At 58.5% G+C, this 17,912-nt stretch carries 16 protein-coding genes; 7 read left to right on the top strand and 9 right to left on the bottom strand.

Going from position 1 to position 17,912, the window contains the following annotated elements; genetic code table 11:
- Positions 1-7 precede the first annotated feature (7 nt).
- The 3 genes from ACIOMO_RS11185 to ACIOMO_RS11195 form a co-directional block, all read right to left on the bottom strand.
- Positions 8-1,105 (bottom strand): amino acid ABC transporter permease, encoded by a 1,098-nt coding sequence (locus tag ACIOMO_RS11185; protein WP_008080192.1) that lies wholly within the window; start codon positions 1,103-1,105, stop codon positions 8-10.
- 10 nt (positions 1,106-1,115) lie between these two features.
- On the bottom strand, positions 1,116-2,297 hold the full coding sequence (locus ACIOMO_RS11190; protein ID WP_212544011.1) for an amino acid ABC transporter permease: 1,182 nt from the start codon (positions 2,295-2,297) through the stop codon (positions 1,116-1,118).
- Positions 2,298-2,363: 66 nt separating this feature from the next.
- Positions 2,364-3,395, bottom strand: coding sequence for an amino acid ABC transporter substrate-binding protein (locus ACIOMO_RS11195; protein WP_053117336.1), 1,032 nt, complete (start codon positions 3,393-3,395; stop codon positions 2,364-2,366).
- 468 nt (positions 3,396-3,863) lie between these two features.
- On the opposite strand from ACIOMO_RS11195, the gene ACIOMO_RS11200 reads away from it, so the two are divergent.
- The 5 genes from ACIOMO_RS11200 (at position 3,864) to ACIOMO_RS11220 (ending at position 9,183) form a co-directional block, all read left to right on the top strand.
- A complete protein-coding gene (locus ACIOMO_RS11200; RefSeq protein WP_053117331.1) occupies positions 3,864-4,520 on the top strand; it encodes an alpha/beta hydrolase in 657 nt (218 codons plus the stop codon).
- A gap of 96 nt (positions 4,521-4,616) precedes the next feature.
- A complete protein-coding gene (gene rhlB, locus ACIOMO_RS11205) occupies positions 4,617-6,095 on the top strand; it encodes an ATP-dependent RNA helicase RhlB (RefSeq protein ID WP_401240629.1) in 1,479 nt (492 codons plus the stop codon).
- A gap of 136 nt (positions 6,096-6,231) precedes the next feature.
- Positions 6,232-7,176 carry an ornithine cyclodeaminase family protein gene (locus ACIOMO_RS11210; protein WP_053117325.1) on the top strand — a complete coding sequence of 315 codons (945 nt, stop codon included), beginning with the start codon at positions 6,232-6,234 and terminating at the stop codon, positions 7,174-7,176.
- A 159-nt stretch (positions 7,177-7,335) separates the two neighbouring features.
- Positions 7,336-8,463 (top strand): NAD(P)/FAD-dependent oxidoreductase, encoded by a 1,128-nt coding sequence (locus tag ACIOMO_RS11215; RefSeq protein WP_401240632.1) that lies wholly within the window; start codon positions 7,336-7,338, stop codon positions 8,461-8,463.
- A 93-nt stretch (positions 8,464-8,556) separates the two neighbouring features.
- Positions 8,557-9,183: a transcriptional regulator gene (locus tag ACIOMO_RS11220; protein ID WP_064118408.1), complete on the top strand. Its 627-nt coding sequence runs from the start codon at positions 8,557-8,559 to the stop codon at positions 9,181-9,183.
- Between the two features lie 101 nt (positions 9,184-9,284).
- On the opposite strand, the gene ACIOMO_RS11225 is transcribed toward ACIOMO_RS11220, so the two are convergent.
- The 6 genes from ACIOMO_RS11225 to ACIOMO_RS11250 all read right to left on the bottom strand — a co-directional run bounded on the left by ACIOMO_RS11225 (position 9,285) and on the right by ACIOMO_RS11250 (position 14,585).
- On the bottom strand, positions 9,285-10,061 hold the full coding sequence (locus ACIOMO_RS11225) for an ABC transporter substrate-binding protein (RefSeq protein WP_401240635.1): 777 nt from the start codon (positions 10,059-10,061) through the stop codon (positions 9,285-9,287).
- Between the two features lie 266 nt (positions 10,062-10,327).
- Complete coding sequence (moaE, locus tag ACIOMO_RS11230; RefSeq protein ID WP_038357637.1) at positions 10,328-10,780, bottom strand: molybdopterin synthase catalytic subunit MoaE; 453 nt, start codon at positions 10,778-10,780, stop codon at positions 10,328-10,330.
- 3 nt (positions 10,781-10,783) lie between these two features.
- Entirely contained in the window at positions 10,784-11,026 is a 243-nt protein-coding gene (gene moaD, locus ACIOMO_RS11235) for a molybdopterin converting factor subunit 1 (RefSeq protein ID WP_134174740.1), read from the bottom strand.
- Complete coding sequence (gene moaC, locus ACIOMO_RS11240; RefSeq protein ID WP_016985015.1) at positions 11,023-11,496, bottom strand: cyclic pyranopterin monophosphate synthase MoaC; 474 nt, start codon at positions 11,494-11,496, stop codon at positions 11,023-11,025. Before moaC ends, moaD begins: the two co-directional genes overlap by 4 nt.
- Before the next feature lie 232 nt (positions 11,497-11,728).
- A complete protein-coding gene (locus ACIOMO_RS11245) occupies positions 11,729-13,123 on the bottom strand; it encodes a PhoH family protein (protein WP_053117311.1) in 1,395 nt (464 codons plus the stop codon).
- A gap of 337 nt (positions 13,124-13,460) precedes the next feature.
- Positions 13,461-14,585 (bottom strand): polysaccharide deacetylase family protein, encoded by a 1,125-nt coding sequence (locus tag ACIOMO_RS11250; RefSeq protein WP_159812216.1) that lies wholly within the window; start codon positions 14,583-14,585, stop codon positions 13,461-13,463.
- Between the two features lie 320 nt (positions 14,586-14,905).
- Between ACIOMO_RS11250 and yaaA the strand changes: the two genes are divergently transcribed.
- Together yaaA and ACIOMO_RS11260 are read left to right on the top strand one after the other, a co-directional pair.
- Positions 14,906-15,685 carry a peroxide stress protein YaaA gene (gene yaaA / locus ACIOMO_RS11255; RefSeq protein WP_053117306.1) on the top strand — a complete coding sequence of 260 codons (780 nt, stop codon included), beginning with the start codon at positions 14,906-14,908 and terminating at the stop codon, positions 15,683-15,685.
- A gap of 809 nt (positions 15,686-16,494) precedes the next feature.
- On the top strand, positions 16,495-17,811 hold the full coding sequence (locus tag ACIOMO_RS11260; protein ID WP_008087506.1) for a nucleotide sugar dehydrogenase: 1,317 nt from the start codon (positions 16,495-16,497) through the stop codon (positions 17,809-17,811).
- The last annotated feature ends 101 nt before the right edge of the window (positions 17,812-17,912 follow it).

The raw sequence follows: 17,912 nt of genomic DNA on the forward strand, positions 1-17,912 counted from the left end.
AAAACTCCTAACGCTTGTGGCCAGTGTCGAGCTTGCGTTCCAGATGCATGGAATAGCGCGACATACCAAAACAGAAAATCCAGAACACCAGGGCGGCGAACACGTAGCCTTCGGTGGCCATGCCCAGCCATTTCGGGTCGGCAGCGGCTTGCTTGACGCTGTTGAGCAGGTCAAACAGGCCGATGATGATCACCAGACTGGTGTCCTTGAACAGCGCAATGAAGGTGTTGACGATGCCCGGGATCACCAGCTTCAGGGCTTGCGGCAGAATCACCAGGCCCATCGAACGCCAGTAACCGAGGCCCATCGCTGCGGCCGCTTCGTACTGACCTTTGGGAATCGCTTGCAGACCACCGCGCACCACTTCAGCGACGTAGGCCGACTGGAACAGGATCACGCCGATCAGCGCCCGCAGCAGCTTGTCGAAGTTCATTCCCTCGGGTAGGAACAGCGGCAGCATCACCGAGGACATGAACAGCACGGTGATCAACGGCACGCCGCGCCAGAATTCGATGAAGGTCACGCAGACCACCCGAATCGCCGGCATGTTCGAACGTCGACCCAGCGCCAGCACGATCCCCAGCGGCAAGGCGCCGGCGATACCGACGGTGGCGATCACCAGGGTCAGCATCAGGCCGCCCCATTGGCTGGTCGCCACCTGTGGCAGGCCGAACACGCCGCCGTGCAGCAGGCACCAGGCAACAATCGGGTAGATCACCAGAAAGCTCAGCCCGTACACCGCTTTACGCGGGAAGCGCGAGATGAACAGTGGCGCCACGCCGATTACCGCCAGCCACACGGTCAGGTCGACGCGCCAGCGCCATTCAGCCGGGTAATAGCCGTACATGAACTGGCCAAAACGCTGCTGAATGAACACCCAGCAGGCGCCGTCCTTGGTGCAGTCGGCGCGGGTGGTGCCGACCCAGTTGGCATCAATGATTGCCCAACTGAGAATCGGTGGCACGACGAGGTAAATCAGGTAGAACGCAAACAGGGTCAGCAAGGTGTTGAGCCAGCTGGAGAACATGTTCGCGCGCATCCACGCCACCACGCCGATGCTGCTGTTCGGTGGGGGCATGTCGGGTTTGAAAGTATGAGTACTCATGCGCTTTTCCTTACCGCTCGATCAGCGCAATGCGCTTGTTGTACCAGTTCATCAGCAGGGAAATGCTGATACTGATCGCCAGGTACACGCTCATGGTGATGGCAATCACTTCGATCGCCTGACCGGTCTGGTTAAGCACGGTGCCGGCGAACAGCGAAACCATTTCCGGGTAACCGATACCGGCCGCCAGCGAAGAGTTTTTCGCCAGGTTGAGGTATTGGCTGGTCAGCGGCGGAATGATCACGCGCAGGGCTTGCGGGATGATCACCTTGCGCAGGGTCGGGCCGTTGCGCAGGCCGAGCGAACGCGCCGCTTCGGTCTGGCCGTGGCTGACCGACTTGATCCCCGAACGCACGATCTCAGCGATGAACGCCGCGGTGTACACGGTCAGGGCCAGGGTCAAGGCAAGCAGTTCCGGGATCAGCACCCAGCCGCCAACGAAGTTGAAGCCTTTGAGCTCGGGCATTTCCCAGTGCAGCGGCGCGCCGAAGATCAGTGCGCACAACGCCGGAATCACCAGCAGAATCGCCAGGCCCACCCAGAACTTGTGGAACGGCACGCCGGTCGCTTCAAAGCGTTTGTTGGCCCAACGGCACATCAGCACGATGCCGACGATGGCCACCACGATGCTGATCATGAACGCCCAGAAACCATCAGCGGCCAGCGCGGCCGGCATGTTCAGGCCACGGCTGCTGACGAAGAAGGTGTCGCCGAAGTTATGGCTGTTGCGCGGCCCCGGCATGGTCAGGAATACCGCGAAGTACCAGAACAGGATTTGCAGCAGCGGCGGAATGTTGCGGAAGACTTCCACATACACCGTCGCCAGTTTGCTGATGATCCAGTTCTGCGACAGCCGTGCCACACCGATGATGAAGCCGAGAATCGTCGCCAGAATCACGCCGATCACTGTCACCAACAAGGTGTTGAGCAAACCGATAACGAAGACGCGGGCATAACTGTCCGCTTCGGTGTAGTCGATCAGGTGTTGAGCGATGCCGAACCCGGCACTGCGCTCCAGAAAGCTGAAACCGGAAGTGATGCCCCGGTGCTGCAGGTTGGTTTGAGTGTTGTCGAACAGGAACCAGCCCAGCGAAACCACCGCGACAATCGTGATGATCTGGAATAGCCACGCACGCACTCGCGGATCGCTGAGGCTGAGCCTCTGCTTAGGTGCGCCGATTGAATTTTGCATGAAGTGCCCCGCAAAAAATGGAACAAGAACATCACCCGGCGGTTGGCCCGCCGGGCGATAGAACCATTAGCGCACTGGTGGTGCGTACTGAATGCCGCCGTTGTTCCACAGGGCGTTCAAGCCGCGGTCGATTTCCAGCGGAGTGCTCTTGCCGAGGTTTTTCTCGAAGATTTCGCCGTAGTTACCGACTTGTTTGACGATCTGTACTACCCAGTCTTTCGGCAGTTTCAGGTCTTTGCCGTATTCGCCGTCAGCACCGAGCATACGAGCGACGTCCGGGTTTTTAGTCGACTTGGCTTCGGCTTCGACGTTTTTCGAAGTGATGCCGGCTTCTTCGGTGTTGAGCAGCGCGTAGCCAACCCAACGCACGATAGCCAGCCACTCGTCGTCGCCATTACGTACGACCGGGCCCAGGGGTTCTTTGGAAATGGTTTCCGGCAGAACCACGTAGTCCTTCGGCGCTGCCAGCTTGCTGCGCTGGGCGAACAGTTGGGACTTGTCGGAGGTCAGCACGTCGCAACGACCGGATTCCAGCGATTTGGCGCTTTCATCGGAGGTGTCGAAAGTGATCGGGGTGTATTTCAGACCGTTGCCACGGAAGTAGTCGGAAACGTTCAGCTCGGTGGTGGTACCGGCCTGGATGCAGATGGTTGCACCGTCCAGCTCTTTGGCACTTTTCACACCGAGCTTGTTGTTCACCAGGAAGCCGATGCCGTCGTAGTAGGTAATGAAGCCCGGGAATTTCAGGCCCATGCCCGCGTCACGCGAACTGGTCATGGTGGTGTTGCGCGACAGAATGTCGATTTCGCCGGACTGCAGCGCGGTGAAGCGCTCCTTGGCGTTCAACTGACTGAACTTGACCTTGGTCGCGTCGCCGAAAACGGCAGCGGCCACAGCGCGGCAGACGTCAGCGTCGATCCCGAGGATCTTGCCGGTTGCATCCGGTACCGAGAAGCCCGGCAGACCGTCGCTCACGCCACACTGCACGAAACCTTTCTTCTGCACTGCATCCAGGGTTGCACCCGCCTGAGCGAACCCGCTGACACCGAGTACTGTTGCTGCAGTCACGATGGCCAGGGTGGATTTCAACATCTTCATTCAAACCTCCAGTTTTGCTCTTGTTGTGTCGGAGCTTGAGTCCAGTCGCACCCTTTTGAGGCGGTGTTGACCCTTGTTGGCTTTTTATTGGGTCAACCGACGTAAGACCTTCGCTATGAGTCTAGTAGGAGAAGATCCACAAAATGGATCACTCACTTCTCACCAATCGGCCGAACGGGCGGTAGCCCTTTCACGTTCGCGAAGCCCGTAGCGGCCCTTGGCGAACATCCATCACCGGATTTTTTGCAATCCCGGCCCACGGGGTACACTGATAGTGTTACCGCCAGGCGCGAGATCGGTTGCACGCCTGAAGCCATAGCAAAGCCCGTACCACACCGTTCGCTGAAGCGCTTTAGCGACAGGTCAATAGCAAAACTTGTACCCTTGCGACATCTTCTTAACAGATCAATCGGGCGCGCCCTTCAATCACGCACTCAATGAGAGCGCCCGCACACAATTGGAGCAGCCATGACCGAGCCCTTGATTCTTCAGCCTGTTAAGCCCGCAGACGCCTGCGTGATCTGGCTGCACGGCCTCGGCGCCGACCGCTATGACTTCCTGCCGGTGGCCGAAGCGTTGCAGGAAAGCCTGTTGAGCACGCGTTTTGTGTTGCCGCAGGCGCCGACACGTCCCGTTACGATAAATGGCGGATATGCCATGCCGAGCTGGTACGACATTAAAGCCATGAGCCCGGCGCGGGCGATCGATCGTGATGAGCTGGAAGCGTCGGCGGATCGCATCATCGAATTGATCGAAAACGAGCGCGCCAGCGGAATAGACGCCTCGCGGATTTTCCTCGCCGGTTTTTCCCAGGGTGGTGCCGTGGTGTTGCACACCGCTTTCTTGAAATGGCAGGGGCCGTTGGGTGGCGTGCTGGCGTTGTCGACGTATGCACCGACGTTCAGTGATGAGCTGGAGTTATCGGCCAGCCAGCAGCGGATTCCGGTGCTGTGCCTGCACGGTCAGTTCGATAACGTGGTGCAGAACTCGATGGGCCGCAGTGCTTACGAGCACTTGGTGAAGCATGGTGTCACCGTGACATGGCAGGAATACCCAATGGAGCACGAAGTGTTACCCGAAGAAATTCGCGACATTGGCGTCTGGTTGAGCGAACGTCTGCGCTAATCGCGACAGCATTGCCTGCCCGTTGATCATCACACTACGCCGCGCCCGTTTCTTGCATTACACTGGCCGGCGTACATTCCTTAACCAATTGATGAGATGACCGTGCTCGAAGCACTCAAGAAAATGTTCGGTAAAAGCGAGGCTGAGCAGCTCGCGCCAGTTCCCAGTGCGCCGTCGCACGCCCCCGGTCATCGCCACGATGTGCCCCAGGCCGACCGCCCCGCTGCCGTAGCAGCACCGAAGCAAGACCCGCAACCCGCTCCGGCCGCGCCCATCGCCGCCGAGCCTGCGCGCAGTGAAGAGCCGAAACCGGCCAGACCGCGTCGCGAACCGAAGCCCAAGGCATCGGTCATTCCGTGGAAACTCGAAGATTTCGTCGTCGAGCCACAAGAAGGCAAAACCCGCTTTCACGATTTCAAACTAGCGCCAGAACTGATGCACGCCATTCAGGATCTGGGCTTCCCGTATTGCACGCCGATCCAGGCGCAGGTGCTGGGTTTCACCCTCGCCGGCAAAGACGCCATTGGTCGCGCGCAGACCGGTACCGGCAAAACCGCCGCGTTCCTGATCTCGATCATCACTCAGTTGCTGCAAACACCGCCGCCGAAAGAACGCTACATGGGCGAACCCCGTGCGCTGATCATCGCGCCGACCCGTGAGCTGGTGGTGCAGATCGCTAAAGACGCCGCTGACCTGACCAAGTACACCGGCCTCAACGTGATGACCTTCGTTGGCGGCATGGACTTCGACAAGCAACTCAAGCACCTCGAAGCGCGCCACTGCGACATTCTCGTCGCGACCCCGGGCCGCCTGCTCGACTTCAACCAGCGCGGCGACGTGCATCTGGACATGGTCGAAGTGATGGTGCTGGACGAAGCCGACCGCATGCTCGACATGGGTTTCATCCCGCAAGTCCGCCAGATCATTCGTCAGACCCCGCCAAAAAGCGAACGCCAGACCCTGCTGTTCTCTGCGACCTTCACCGAAGACGTGATGAACCTCGCCAAGCAGTGGACGACCGATCCGTCGATCGTCGAAATCGAAATCACCAACGTCGCCAACGAAAACGTCGAGCAACACATCTACGCCGTGGCCGGTGCCGACAAGTACAAACTGCTCTACAACCTGGTCAACGATAATGGTTGGGAGCGGGTGATGGTCTTCGCCAACCGCAAGGACGAAGTCCGCCGCATCGAAGAGCGTCTGGTGCGCGACGGTGTGAACGCTGCGCAGTTGTCCGGCGACGTGCCGCAACACAAACGTATCAAGACTCTGGAAGGTTTCCGCGAAGGCAAGATTCGTGTCTTGGTCGCCACCGATGTGGCCGGTCGCGGCATTCACATCGACGGCATCAGCCATGTGATCAACTTCACCCTGCCGGAAGTGCCGGACGACTACGTACACCGCATCGGCCGTACCGGTCGTGCGGGCGCTGATGGCGTGTCGATCAGCTTCGCCGGTGAGGACGACTCCTATCAGTTGCCGTCCATTGAAGAGAAGCTCGGTCGCAAGATCAGTTGTGAAACGCCACCGACGCATCTGTTGCGTGCGGTCGAGCGTAAGCGTCCGCAGTAAGCGACGTTTAATAGAAAAGCGCAGCCGGCAACGGACTGCGCTTTTTTTTCGCCCGGGATTTGATCGGACGCTTGCGAGAGAATACTAAAAGTCCATAATGGACTAATAAGTTTAGATTCGGATTCCGGAGTCCTACATGTCCAGTACGCCCTACGTGATCGACCAGCATCAGGCCCGCGAGTTGTTGGCGCGTCTCGATGTGCCGCAGATCCTGCGCAAGCTGTTTCGCGACCTTGCGGCGGGTAGCGCCGTGCAACCGGCGCAGCAACTGGTGGAATTCCCGCAGGGTGCCGGTGACTTCATCAACTATCTGGGTGTACTGGCTGAAGACGGTGTGTACGGCATGAAGACTTCGCCCTACATCGTTCGCGAGCAAGGCCCATTGGTGACGGCGTGGACGCTGTTGATGTCGATGAAAACCGGTCAACCGCTGCTGCTCTGCGATGCCGGTGAATTGACCACCGCACGCACCGCCGCGACCACTGCCGTGGCAGTTGACGCCCTCGCGCCGTTGAATGCCACGCGACTGGCGATCATCGGCAGCGGCAAGGTTGCGCAGGCGCATCTGCATTACGTGAAGTCGCTGCGCGACTGGCAGAGCATCAGCCTGTATTCGCCAAGCCTGTCCGCCGACGCGCAGACCCAGGCCCTGTTGAAAGCCATCACGCCCAATCTGAAGATCGTCGACAGCCGGGAAGCCGCCCTCGCCGAGGCTGACGTGATCATGCTCTGCACCTCGTCAGCCGGGCCGGTGATTGATCCGGCTGAGCTGAGTAAACCGGCGCTGATTACCTCGATCAGCACCAACGCCCCGCGCGCCCACGAAGTACCACCGCAGCGCCTCAACGAGATGCAAGTGTTCTGCGACTATCGTCTGACCACGCCGGGTTCGGCGGGTGAAATGCTGATTGCTGCTGAACAACATGGCTGGAGCAAGGATTTGATCGTCGGCGACCTCGCCGACCTGCTCAGCGAGAAAGTGCAGCGCCCGGATTACGATCGTCACGTGTTTTTCCGCTCAATCGGCCTGGGCCTGGAAGACATCGCCCTCGCCAATGCGCTCTACCACCTCAACAACTGACCACTGTAGGAGCTGCCGAAGGCTGCGATCTTTTGATCTGTTTTTTTAAGGTCAAGATCAAAAGATCGCAGCCTTCGGCAGCTCCTACAGGGAATGTATTTCAATTGGGAGCTGCCGCAGGCGGATTCCCGGAGAACCTTGATAGCGTTGGAGTTTTTCATGAGCCAGGCAGATTTCATCATCATCGGCGGCGGGATTGCCGGCGCTTCCACCGGTTTCTGGCTGTCGCCGCACGGCAAAGTCATCGTGCTCGAACGTGAATCGCACCCGGCCTATCACTCCACCGGCCGCTCCGCTGCGCTGTTTACCGCCGCCTACGGCACCCCGCAGGTACGTGCACTGACCCAGGCCAGCCGTGAGTTTTTCGATCATCCACCGGCCGGTTTCTGCGAACATCCACTGCTGACCCCACGCGGCGAAATGACCGTCGATTTCACCGGTGACCCCGCCGAACTCAACAACCAATACCTCAGCGCCAAAGCCACAGTCCCTGAGATGCAGTTGCTCACTGCCGACGAAGCCTGCGCGCGCCTGCCGATCCTGCGCCGGGAAAAAGTCCACGGCGCGATCTACGACCCGAGCGCCAGCGACATCGACACCGATGCCCTGCATCAGGGCTACCTGCGCGGCATCCGACGCAACAACGGCGAAGTCCACACCGATTGCGAGGTGCTCGGCCTCAGTCGTGACGCCGACGGCCTCTGGCAGGTGCAAACCAACGGCCAGACCTTTAGCGCGCCAGTGATCATCAACGCCGCCGGCGCCTGGGCCGACAAAATCGGAGCGCTAGCCGGCGCCAAACCGCTGGGCCTGCAACCGAAACGCCGCGCCGCATTTATCTTCGCCGGCCCCGAAGGCGTCAACATTCATCACTGGCCGATGCTGGTCAGCCTCGACGAATCCTTCTATATGAAGCCCGACGCCGGCATGTTCCTCGGCTCACCGGCCAACGCCGATCCGGTCGAACCCCACGATGTGCAACCGGAAGAACTGGACATCGCCATGGGCATTTACCAGATCGAAGAAGCCACCACGCTGACCATCCGCCGTCCGACCCGCACTTGGGCCGGCCTGCGCAGTTTCGTCGCCGACGGTGATTTGCTTAGCGGTTTCGATCCGCAGGTGCCGGGGCTGTTCTGGGTCGCGGCGCAGGGTGGTTACGGCATCCAGACATCGCCGGCGATGGGCCAGGCCAGCGCGGCGCTGGTTCGCGGCGAACCTCTGCCCGAGCACTTGCGCAACTTCGGTCTGAGCAGCGCCATGCTCTCCCCTGCCCGCCTCGCTTGAATGCCCGTCAGGATGACTCGCTCAACGGATTGCGGCACACTCGCAGCGCCTCCTGTTCACGGGGGCGCTGACGCTGCCTGGAGCTCCACTGTCATGACCGCCCCTGAATTCGATCCGGCGCTGGATAACTTCCGCGCCATCGCCGACGCCATCGCCACGCTGTTCTTTCCGCACGCCGAAGTGGTGCTGCACGACCTGCGCACGCAGAAGGTCGACTACATCGCCAACAACCTGTCGAAACGCGAAATCGGCGACGACTCGTCTCTAGAAGACATGCTCAGCGAGGATGTCAGCGACAGGAACATTGGCCCGTACGAAAAGCTCAATTGGGACGGTCAGAAGATTCGCAGCCTGAGCAGCGTCCTGCGCGACGGCGAAGGTCTGCCGTTGGCGGTGCTCTGCATCAATCTGAATATATCGCTGTTTGAGAATGCCAAGGCGGCGCTGGATCTGTTCCTGTCGCCGAGCAAACTGATCCCGCAGCCGGATTCACTGTTTCGCGATGACTGGCAGGAACGCATCAACACCTTCCTCCACGCCTGGCTGCGCGAGCGGCAGTTGAGCCTGAATGTGCTGACCCGCGATCACAAACGTGAACTGGTGCTGGCGCTGCACGCCGAGGGCGCGTTCAAGGGCAAGAGCGCTTCGAACTATGTGGCCAATGTGCTGAACATGGGGCGGGCGACGGTGTACAAGCATTTGAAGGAAATGAAGGGCTAGAGATTTGCGGTGATTTCTCTGACGCCATCGCGAGCAGGCTCACTCCTACAAGGGGAACGCATTCCAAATGTAGGAGTGAGCCTGCTCGCGATAGCGGACTATCAGTCGCCGTAAATGTCGGACTTGAAATACTTCTCGGAAATCTTCTGGTACTCGCCACTCGCGCGAATGCCATCAATCGCGCCATTCAACTGGCTGACCAGTTCCGCATTGCCCTTGCGCACCGCAATCCCCGCGCCCTCGCCGACGTACTTCGGATCCTTCAACTCAGGCCCGACAAACGCATAGCCCTTGCCGCGCGGCATCGTCAAAAAGTCATTCAGCGGAATGGTGTCAGCGAAAATCGCATCCAGCCGCCCCGCCGCCAGATCCATGTAGATCTCTTCGTTGTTGCTGTAGCGCTTGACGTTGATGCCCTTGGGCTCGAACACCTCGGTGGCGTAACGATCGGTGGTGGTCGCACGCTGAACGCCGACGTTCTTGCCTTTGAGGCTGGCGTATTGATCGTCTACCGTGGCGCCTTCTTTCATCACCAGACGCGACGACGTGAAGTAGTACTTGTGGGTGAAATCCACCGACTTCTTACGGTCTTCGTTGATGGTCATCGACGACAGCGCCATGTCGATCTTCTTCACTTTCAGCGAAGGAATCAGACCGTCGAACTCACCTTCCACCCACACGCACTTGACCTTCATCTGCGCGCACAGGGCGTTGCCGATGTCGTAGTCGAAACCGACGATTTCGCCCTTGTCGGTTTTCGAGGCGAATGGCGGGTAAGCGGCTTCGATGCCGATGCGCAGGGTTTGCTCGGCGGCGAACACGCTGGCGCAGGACAACAGGCTGAGGGCCAGACCGGTGATGAGGGTGAGTTTCTTCATGTTCGTTCTCTCGCGGGTTGTTGTTGGTTTGGCAAGAAAGAGCTGAAACGGAGGCGATGCTTTTTTGTACTTATAAATCCATATTGGACTTATACGTACAAGCCGTCAATCGGGCACAGAGGAAGGATTTTATTGATGCAGATGGCGTCTTCGCGAGCAGGCTCGCTCCCACAGGGGATCTGTAGCGAACACAACATCTGCGTTCATAAAGATCCAATGTGGGAGCGAGCCTGCTCGCGAAGGCTTACTGAAGGGCGCTACAGGAATTACTTTTTCCAGCGATCCGCCGCGGCATGATCACTGTCCCGCCCTTCAACCCAACGCGGCCCGTCGCTGGTGTTTTCTTTCTTCCAGAACGGTGCGCGGGTTTTCAGGTAGTCCATGACGAAGGCGCAGGCATCGAAGGCGGCCTGGCGATGGGCGCTGGCGGCGCCGACGAACACGATTGGTTCACCCGGCTCGAGCGCGCCGATGCGATGCAGCACCTCCAGTTTTAGCAGCGGCCAGCGCTGCTCGGCTTCGATGGCGATTTTGCCAAGGGCTTTTTCGGTCATGCCCGGATAGTGTTCGAGGAACATCCCCGCCACATCCAGTCCATCGTTGAAGTCGCGCACGTAACCGACAAAACTCACCACCGCGCCAACACCGACGTTGGCCGCGTGCATCGCGTTGACTTCAGCGCCCGGGTCGAACGGCGTGGCCTGCACACGAATCGCCATGGCTCAGCCTCCGGTCACGGTGGGAAAAAACGCCACTTCGTCGCCATCGACCACCGGCTCGTCGAGCTGACAGAGGTCTTCATTGCGCGCGCACATCAGGTTCTGTTCGCTCAATACTTCAGCGCCATCCCGTTGCGCCAGCAATGCACGCACGTCATCGACGGTGGCGAAATCACCTTCAACCTTCAGCGAATCCACGCCCAGCGCTTCACGGTAACGGGCAAAAAACTTCACGGTCAGGTTCATGGCTGCTCCGCTTGAAAGTGCCCGCTCTTGCCGCCGACCTTCTCCAGCAGACGCACGCTTTCAATGGTCATGCCGCGATCGACGGCTTTGCACATGTCATAAATGGTCAGGGCGGCGACGCTGGCAGCGGTCAGCGCTTCCATCTCGACGCCGGTCTGCCCGGACAGTTTGCAACGGGCGACGATGCGCACGGTGTCTTCGCCGTCAGCACTGAGTTCGACTTTGACGCCGGTCAGCATCAGCGGGTGGCACAGGGGAATCAGATCACTGGTTTTCTTTGCCGCTTGAATGCCGGCGATGCGCGCTACGGCAAACACGTCACCCTTGGGATGGCCGCCGCTGACGATCATCTGCAACGTTTCGGGGAGCATGCGCACCAGCGCTTGGGCCGTCGCTTCACGGAACGTCACGGCTTTTTCGGTGACGTCGACCATGTTGGCGCGACCTTGAGAATCGAGATGAGTCAGCACGGGATTACTCCTGATCAGGAGCGGGGATTGTAAACCTGCGGGTCAAATTTCCGCGAGTCGGATTATCACGCAACCTGTGTAGGAGCTGCCGAAGGCTGCGATCTTTTGACTTTGATCTTTAAAAACAAGATCAAAAGATCGCAGCCTTCGGCAGCTCCTACATTTGGTTTTGTGTTCAGGCATAAAAAAACCGGGCGGCTTTTGGGGCCGCCCGGTTTTGTTGACGATGCAGTTACAGATGGGTTTCGGCGTATTCAGCCAGGATCGAGCGAGGTACCCCTTGCAGGGTGATGTGCACACCGTTCGGGAAATCCTTGAAGCGTTCGGTCAGGTAGGTCAGCCCGGAGCTGGTCGCGGACAGGTAAGGGGTGTCGATCTGTGCGAGGTTGCCCAGGCACACCACTTTCGAACCGGCGCCGGCACGGGTGATGATGGTTTTCATCTGGTGCGGTGTGAGGTTCTGGCATTCGTCGATCAGGATCAGGCTCTGCTGGAAGCTGCGACCACGAATGTAGTTGAGTGATTTGAACTGCAGCGGCACTTTGCTGAGGATGTAGTCGACGCTGCCATGGGTGTTTTCGTCATCCATGTGCAAGGCTTCGAGGTTGTCGGTGATGGCGCCCAGCCACGGCTCCATTTTTTCCGCTTCGGTGCCGGGCAGGAAACCGATCTCTTGGTCGAGACCCTGCACGCTGCGGGTGGCAATGATGCGGCGATAACGTTTGCTGACCATGGTCTGCTCGATCGCAGCGGCCAGCGCCAGAATGGTTTTACCGGAGCCTGCCGCACCCGACAGGTTGACCAGATGAATGTCCGGGTCGAGCAGCGCGTACAGCGCCAGACTTTGATAGATGTCGCGCGGTTTCAGCCCCCACGCTTCCTGGTGCAGCAGCGGTTCCTGGTGCAGGTCGAGAATCAGCAGGCGGTCTTCTTCAATCTCCTTGATCCAGCCGACGAAGCCCTGTTCATCAATGATGAACTCGTTGATGTGCACGGCCGGCAGGTTGTCGATCAGTTGTACCTGGTGCCAGGTGCGGCCGTGATCCTGACGGGTTTCGACCTTGCTCACGCGGTCCCAGAAGGAGCCGGTCATGTTGTGGTAGCCGTTCGGCAGCAAGGACACGTCGTCGACCAGTTGGTCGGTGCTGTAGTCCTCGGAGGCGATACCGCAGGCGCGCGCCTTGAGGCGCATGTTGATGTCTTTGGTGACCAGCACCACTGGTTTTTTAGGGTCGCGAGTGTGCAGGTCGATCAGTTGGTTGATGATTTTGTTGTCGTTCAGATGCTCGGGCAGAATCAGGTTCGATTCGGCCTGCTTGCTCATCAGAATTGACAGCAAGCCCTTCGGCCCGCCCTTGCCGCGCTGGATTGGCACACCCAGTTCGACATCTTCCGGGGACGCATCGCCCAGGGTTTTGTCGATCAGCCGGATGGCCTGACGGCATTCAGCGGCCACGCTGTGATGCCCGCTCTTGAGCTTGTCCAGCTCTTCAAGCACGGTCATCGGGATCGCGACGTGGTGTTCTTCGAAATTCAGCAGGGCGTTTGGATCGTGAATCAATACGTTGGTATCGAGTACATACAGGATTGGCTGGTTGGAGGAAGGGCTACGTCCGTGATCATCCATACTCGGTCACCTATGTCAGAGCCAGTAGACGCAATACCTGAGCGGTGCTGCGCCTCGATGTGACTGCCGAAATCTCACCTGCGGAGATTCAAGTGACTGCAAACAAACGGGTCTTGGAAGACGCCACCTGTGTTGCAGGTTTCGGCGGTCTGTCTTCGTAATACTCCAAAACCGATGACATAAAAAAGTACTTTGACGGTTTTTTTAAGTTTATTTTGCAAAGTGACGAAAAGCCCTTGGCGGACTCCGTCGACACCGTTAGAGTCGGAAGTCCACCTGCAGCAAATTCTCTGTAAAAATCACCCCAAGCCCAATGTTTCCGGGCTTTTAGCGTTTCTCAGCGAAACGCGTCCTGACAGTCTTCCCAACCGATGCCGCTCTGCGCGGTTTGCGTGATCAGCCACGGCAACGAGGTCTTCACCGCGTCCTGTTTCATATTGAAATTGATCACCCCGTGACGCCACAACAGCATCAGGGTCAGCACCCGTTGCGCGCTCGGTGCGCCCTTGAGTTTGCCGGCACCGTCCTGGGCATCGATGTCCCACAGCGCCACTTGCAGGCCCTGGGTGTTAAAGAAACCTTGCGCATCGCTGCGACGCTGGCCGTCCGGCGGACGGAACAGCGGTACGTAGTTTTCCGGCAGTTTGTTCTTCACCAGATCGGCGCTGCGCCGCACCGAATCCTGCCAGTCCTGCCAGTGGCTGTGGGAGCGGAACTCCCAGCCCTGCACGCCGACGCACTGTCTGGAGAACTCGGTTTGCAGGCTGCTCACCGAACGATCGCTCAAACGCGCCTGAATATCCTTGCCCAACACAAAGAACGTGCCGCTCAAATTGGCCTTGCGCAGATAGCCGGTGAGCCAGTCGGTATTGTCCGGTTGCAGATTCGCGGCGCTGTCGAAAGTCAGCAGAAACAGCCGGTCGTGCATCTCATCGCCGTTGCGCTCGTAGTCGCCGAAACGATCGACTTCGCTGCTGGTCTGCGGGAACAGCGCGGCCTTGCGCATCAGTTCATCGAGATACTGCACATGGAAGATCCGGCTCGGCTCGGCCCACTTGGTGTAATAGCTGTCATCGCTGACGACGAATTTGGCGGCTTGCTCGCGCAGGGTCGGCAGGTCTTCGACGAGGAAGCAGAACGAGGCGTCCTGATCGCAGCTTTGCTGGGCGTAGTTGTAGTTGGCCAACAGGCGCTGCCAGAGGCGCTGACGCAGGCTGTTGACCGCGTCGATATTCACCGTGCGCAGGCCAAGGCGCTGGGCCAGCGCGGTTTCGTCCAGCGCTTCGGTGCCGAGCAGGCCCCGGGCGAACATGAGGATTTCGGCGCGCGAGGCGACGTCGAACAGCGTCGGGCTGCTGAGCTGCTCCGGCCAGGTGCTGCGATCCAGCGTCGCCACATCGCCCGGCGCCGCGATGGCACCGAAGCTCAACAGCCACGCGGTGAATAAAAGAACAATGCGCAAAGGGGCGTCTCCATAACAAAACCCGCGCGGCACTATATCGCGGGTGGATCAAAAGAAAGATCAAAAGATCGCAGCCTTCGGCAGCTCCTACCTGTGCCTCCATTGAATCATTGCGATGATCGTTCCCACGCTCTGCGTGGTAACGCCTCCCCGGACGCTCCGCGTCCAGCTCGACGGTGACGCGGAGCGTCACAGGCGGCATTCCCACGCAGAGCGTGGGAACGATCATCGCCAAGCCGCCGATCACCTATGGGCTTGATAGCTGGAGTCAACACCGACAACCCCCTAGAATCGCCCCCACGATTAAAGGAGACGACTTCATGCTGATGGTGATTTCCCCCGCCAAGACCCTCGATTACGAAACACCGCCGGCGACCCAGCGCTTCACCCAGCCGCAGTACCTCGACCATTCTCAGGAACTGATCCAGCAATTGCGCGACCTGACCCCGGCGCAGATCAGTGAGCTGATGCACGTGTCCGACAAGATCGGCGGCCTCAACGCCGCGCGTTTTGGCAGCTGGACGCCCGCGTTCACCCCGGAAAACGCCAAGCAAGCGCTGCTCGCCTTCAAGGGCGACGTCTACACCGGCCTTGATGCGCAGTCCTTTAGCGAAGCCAATTTCGACTACGCGCAAAAGCACCTGCGCATGCTCTCCGGCCTCTATGGTCTGCTGCGCCCGCTCGACCTGATGCAACCGTATCGCCTGGAAATGGGCACCAAACTGGCCAACGCCCGTGGCAAAGACCTGTACGCCTTCTGGGGCACGCGCATCAGCGAATGGCTCAACGAAGCGCTGGCCGATCAGGGCGACGACGTGCTGCTCAACCTCGCGTCCAACGAATACTTCTCGGCGGTTAAACGCACGGCGTTGAACGCGCGGATCATCAACACCGAGTTCAAGGATCAGAAGAACGGCCAGTACAAGATCATCAGCTTCTACGCGAAGAAGGCTCGTGGCCTGATGAGCCGTTTCGTGATTCAGGAAAAGATCAACGATCCCGCCCAGCTCAAGCAGTTCGATGTGCAGGGTTATCGCTACAGCGCCGAACAGTCGAAACCTGACAACCTGGTATTTCTGCGCGACCACGCCCCCGAATAAAGCATGCCTAATGCACGACTCTTTTTATAAAGAGTCGTGCAGCTCGCACGACGTCAAAAATTCCTCGCTTGATTTCGCCATTTTTATGGCGCCAGAAAACAATCCCTGTCCTTTCTAATTTTAGTTTCACTCGACACTGATCATTTTTTTCAGTAGTGGCACGTAACTTTTTTCAAGGTAGTGGCACAAAACTATCTACCGCAATGACGCCCCTATCAATAAAGGGCGAAACGGAAAGTGCTATCAAATTGAGACCAGTGCCATCTTTGTCAATATTTCAAAAAATTTCAGATGGCGCGATGAGCGGACTGGAACTATGTCCAAATGCGTAGTTCATACCACCGGTAACGATTCTCGCCGAGTTTGTACGAGATAACTTACGTAGGACAATTAGCCATGTAACCAAGTTGTCACAGCAACTTGCCTAGATGACTAACCGGTCGCAAAGCACACTGAAGGACAGGAGATACGCAGCATTAATATCCCCTACAAGGCCAAGGCCGCGCCCCTATAAACGTGCTCGCCTGAGCACCAAACCGCTTGATCTACGGGCCTTCCTGCCCGCCATCAAGCGCGCAAGACGAATGCACCTGAGTCTTCCAAAGGAAGATCCGCTGCATAACAGGGCAAGTCATAACTATAAGGCCTGGTTGCGCACATCTTGAGTGCACTTATTTAGACACTCGGAACTTTGTATGCCTGCACACGGCATTGTGGCGCCTGTAAGCCGCACTTTCGAGTGCACTAGTGAACGCTGAACACCATTAACTCCGGCCTTCTAAGGCCTGATATATACAGAGGTAATTGCGATGCGCATCAGCATATTTGGTTTGGGTTACGTTGGCGCAGTTTGTGCCGGTTGCCTGTCTGCACGGGGCCATGACGTGGTTGGCGTCGATGTTGCCAAAGACAAGATCGACATGATCAACGCTGGCAAATCTCCCATTGTTGAACCGGGCCTGGGCGAACTTCTGCAACAGGGTATTCAAACCGGTCGTCTGCGTGGCACGACCAACTTCGCCGAAGCGATTCGTGACACTGACCTGTCGATGATCTGCGTCGGTACGCCGAGCAAAAAGAACGGCGACCTCGAACTGAACTACATCGAAGCCGTGTGCCGCGAGATCGGTTTTGTTCTGCGTGAAAAAACCACTCGCCACACCATCGTTGTACGCAGCACCGTATTGCCGGGCACTGTTGCCAACGTAGTAATCCCGATTCTCGAAGACTGCTCCGGCAAGAAAGCTGGCGTCGACTTCGGTGTTGCGGTCAACCCGGAATTCCTGCGTGAATCCACCGCAATCGCCGACTACGACCTGCCACCGATGACCGTCATCGGCGAATTCGACAAGGCTTCGGGCGACGTTCTGCAATCGCTGTACGAAGAACTCGACGCGCCGATCATCCGCAAGGACATCGCCGTCGCCGAGATGATCAAGTACACCTGCAACGTCTGGCACGCGACCAAAGTGACCTTCGCCAACGAGATCGGCAACATCGCCAAAGCGGTCGGCGTCGATGGCCGTGAAGTGATGGAAGTGGTTTGCCAGGACAAGACCCTCAACCTGTCCCAGTACTACATGCGCCCAGGCTTCGCCTTCGGCGGTTCGTGCCTGCCGAAAGACGTGCGTGCCCTGACCTACCGCGCAGGTTCGCTGGACGTCGAAGCGCCGCTGCTCAACTCGCTGATGCGCAGTAACGAATCGCAAGTACAGAACGCCTTCGACATCGTTGAAAGCCACGACAAACGCAAAGTCGCCCTGCTCGGCTTGAGCTTCAAGGCCGGCACCGACGACCTGCGCGAAAGCCCGCTGGTCGAGCTGGCCGAGATGCTGATCGGCAAGGGTTACGACCTGAGCATTTACGACAGCAACGTCGAGTACGCCCGTGTTCACGGCGCGAACAAAGACTACATCGAGTCGAAAATCCCGCACGTATCGTCCCTGCTCAACGCGGACTTCGATTCGGTGATCGACAACTCCGACGTGATCATCCTCGGCAACCGCGACGAGAAGTTCCGTGCCCTGGCCCAACAAGCGCCGCACGGCAAACAGGTGATCGACCTGGTCGGCTTCATGGCCAAAGCCACCGACGCCGGTACTCGCACCGAAGGTATCTGCTGGTAAAGCAGCCCTGTAGGAGCTGTCGAGTGAAACGAGGCTGCGATCTTTTCGGGAACACCAAAATCCCAAGCGAAAGATCAAAAGATCGCAGCCTTCGGCAGCTC

The sequence above is a fragment of the Pseudomonas sp. NPDC087804 genome, from assembly GCF_044742965.1.
GTDB classification, from domain to species: Bacteria; Pseudomonadota; Gammaproteobacteria; order Pseudomonadales; family Pseudomonadaceae; genus Aquipseudomonas; species Aquipseudomonas rustica.